Source organism: Actinophytocola sp. (assembly GCF_036002505.1).
Taxonomy (GTDB): Bacteria; Actinomycetota; Actinomycetes; order Mycobacteriales; family Pseudonocardiaceae; genus DASYTH01.
In genome coordinates this window covers 1-2,429 of the sequence record NZ_DASYTH010000014.1, presented here as the reverse complement: position 1 = coordinate 2,429, position 2,429 = coordinate 1, and the positions used below count along the sequence as shown (strand labels likewise).

Here is a 2,429-nt window from a genome sequence, read left to right as displayed (position 1 = left end):
GGGTGTGCTCGCTCATCGGCCAGTGCTACTGGAACTGGTCGGTCACTCCGGAGATGTCCGTGGCGATCGGGCAGGCCACCCGCAACGTGCTGGCGTGGGTCACCAGCGGGACTTCGCCCGGGACCGCACCGAGCGGATCGCCAGAGACAGCGGCGTACGACCGATTACGCGCATACCAACAGCAGCACATTGAGCACGTGCGACCGCTGTCCGGCATGCCGCCGCTCGAACCCCCCGACGAGGACCCACACGACGAAGGCCGATGAGGCGCGGGGCTGGCTTGTGGATCGCCGAAGATTTGTGGCCAGCCCCTGTGGAGGGCCGCCCGCAGGCTCGTCCGGTCGGCGATCCTGTCGATATGTCCCAGGATCTGCCTCGCCCGCGCGGCGTCTTCGCTCGGGCTGATGCCCTGCGGCACGGGTATGACGAGGCCACGATCCGCCGGGAGCTGCGCAGCGGTCGCTGGCTGCGCTTGCGGCACGAGATCTACGCTCCCTGGGAGTTGGTCCATGCCGCCGCTGACGACCCTCGGTTGGCGCACGCGCTGACTCTGGCGGCCGAGCTTGGCGCACGAGCTCGGCAAGCGGCAGGCAGCCACGAATCCGCCGCCTGGCTGCATGAGTTGTCGACGCTGGCGCCACAGCCAACCACAGCCTCGCTGACTGTGGGCCGCGGCATGAGTCGGGACCGCGTCGGCGTCGAGTTGCGCAGGGCCGCTCTCCCGCCACACCACGTGGTGCGCGTCCTCGGGGTGCCGGTCACGTCGGCCGCACGAACGGTCGTCGACCTCGCCCGTGAGCTCCCGTTCACTGATGCGGTCGTGGTGGCCGACTCGGCGCTTCGCCTCGGCGCTGCCGACCGTGCCGGGCTGCGCGCGGTCCTGGCCCATTGCCGACGTTGGCCGGGAATTCGGTCTGCGATGGACGTGGTGGACTTCGCGGACGCGCGGGCAGAGTCGGCCCTCGAGTCGCTTGGCCGCGTCCTGTGCCGAGACCAACGCCTGCCGCGGCCCGACTTGCAGGTGCCGATCGCCGACGAGCAAGGAGTCTTTGCCTTCGGCGACCTGGGTTGGCCGGAGCTGTGGACCATCGGCGAGTGCGATGGGCTGTCGAAGTACGCCGACCCGCGGGTGCTCCGTCGGGAGAAGCTGCGTCAGGAGCGGATCGAGCGGGCCGGTTGGGAGGTCGTACGCATGACCTGGCATCAGGTGACCCGTGAGCCGGCGGCGACGGCGGCTCGCATCCGAGACGCCTTCTGCAGGTCGATCAGCGCGGCGCCGCCCGACCCGACCTCGGCACGCTGCCGCTCGACCGCGGCTGTCATGGACAGCGAGGTGGTGTGGATGCCAGCAAAAGGTGCATGTATCTTCTTGGCCCACCGACCCGTGCCCACGAGTCCGATCGCGACGGTCACGGTTGCTCCTAGGACGTCTCGCCAAGCTGCTGCAGGAGGTCGTCGCGCCTGGTTTCACCTCACGGCTCGATCGGTGCCGACGTCCAAAGCTCCCGCAGGCCACTGGGCAGCACGCTGCTCACGTCGGCCGCCTCTTCGGGCACGAGGGCACGCAGTTCGCCCAGGATCGAGCGCACCGCATCGGTGGTGGTCGTGACACTGGCGGTGCCGGCCTCGGGCACCACCCGGCCAACCAACTCGGGGATACTCTGCAGCCAGTCGGCGGGCTCGCCGTGACGGCGTGCCGGTTGGAGCAGCGCGCGCACATCGCGGGGCAGGTGCGCCACCAACTGGCCACGTTCGCCCGCCGGCAGCCGCTCGGTGAATGCCGCCAGCGTGGTGCGCACCACGGCCAGCGCGTTCCCCTCGTCGACCCCGGCTGAGGTGGCCGCATTGACCAGCCGCTGCTTGGCCTCCGATGGCGGCGCGTGGGACCGGCCGGCCGACGGGCGGCTGTCACTTGGTAGCAGGCCGATGTGCAGGTAGGACTCGACGCCGCGAACCCCGGAGATCTTGGTGACCGCCGCTTCGATCGTGGCGGCGTCCCCGGCCGACCCGACCGCACCGTGCAACAACGCCGTGCGGTCGACCACCATGACGTGGATGTGCGGCAGATCCAGCCCCTTCTCCAGCGGGCCGATCGTTGACCGAATCCGATCGGCGAGCGTCCTGTCGTCCACGTCGGGGTCCGGGTGCCGGCCACGTAACCGGTAGCGGGTCCCCTCCCATTGGTCGGCGAGCCGGTGCAACTCCGCGGCGACCCGGTCCCCTCCGGAAACCAGGGCCCGCCGGGCTGGCGTATCTGGCGCGAACAGCCGACGGGCACCGAGTATGGCTCCCGCGGCCAGCACCGCAGATGTCACTTTCTTCAGCATCGGTTACCTCCAACCAGGGCGCATTGGCTGTGCTGCCAGTCTCCCAGCCGGCGGCCGGTTTGCGGTGCTGCCGGTCCTGCCCGCTGGCCACGCCACAGGCGC

3 protein-coding genes are annotated in these 2,429 nt (G+C 70.3%); 1 reads left to right on the top strand and 2 read right to left on the bottom strand.

Annotated features, from left to right (window positions below; all coding sequences use genetic code 11):
• A partial coding sequence (locus tag VGR06_RS00590) for a hypothetical protein (protein ID WP_327556913.1) occupies positions 1-266 on the top strand: 266 nt, incomplete at its 5' end.
• Between the two features lie 937 nt (positions 267-1,203).
• Here VGR06_RS00590 and VGR06_RS00585 read toward each other — a convergent pair.
• Together VGR06_RS00585 and VGR06_RS00580 are read right to left on the bottom strand one after the other, a co-directional pair.
• Positions 1,204-1,413, bottom strand: coding sequence for a hypothetical protein (locus VGR06_RS00585; protein WP_327556912.1), 210 nt, complete (start codon positions 1,411-1,413; stop codon positions 1,204-1,206).
• A gap of 59 nt (positions 1,414-1,472) precedes the next feature.
• Positions 1,473-2,327 (bottom strand): DUF2267 domain-containing protein, encoded by an 855-nt coding sequence (locus tag VGR06_RS00580; protein ID WP_327556911.1) that lies wholly within the window; start codon positions 2,325-2,327, stop codon positions 1,473-1,475.
• Between the last annotated feature and the right edge of the window lie 102 nt (positions 2,328-2,429).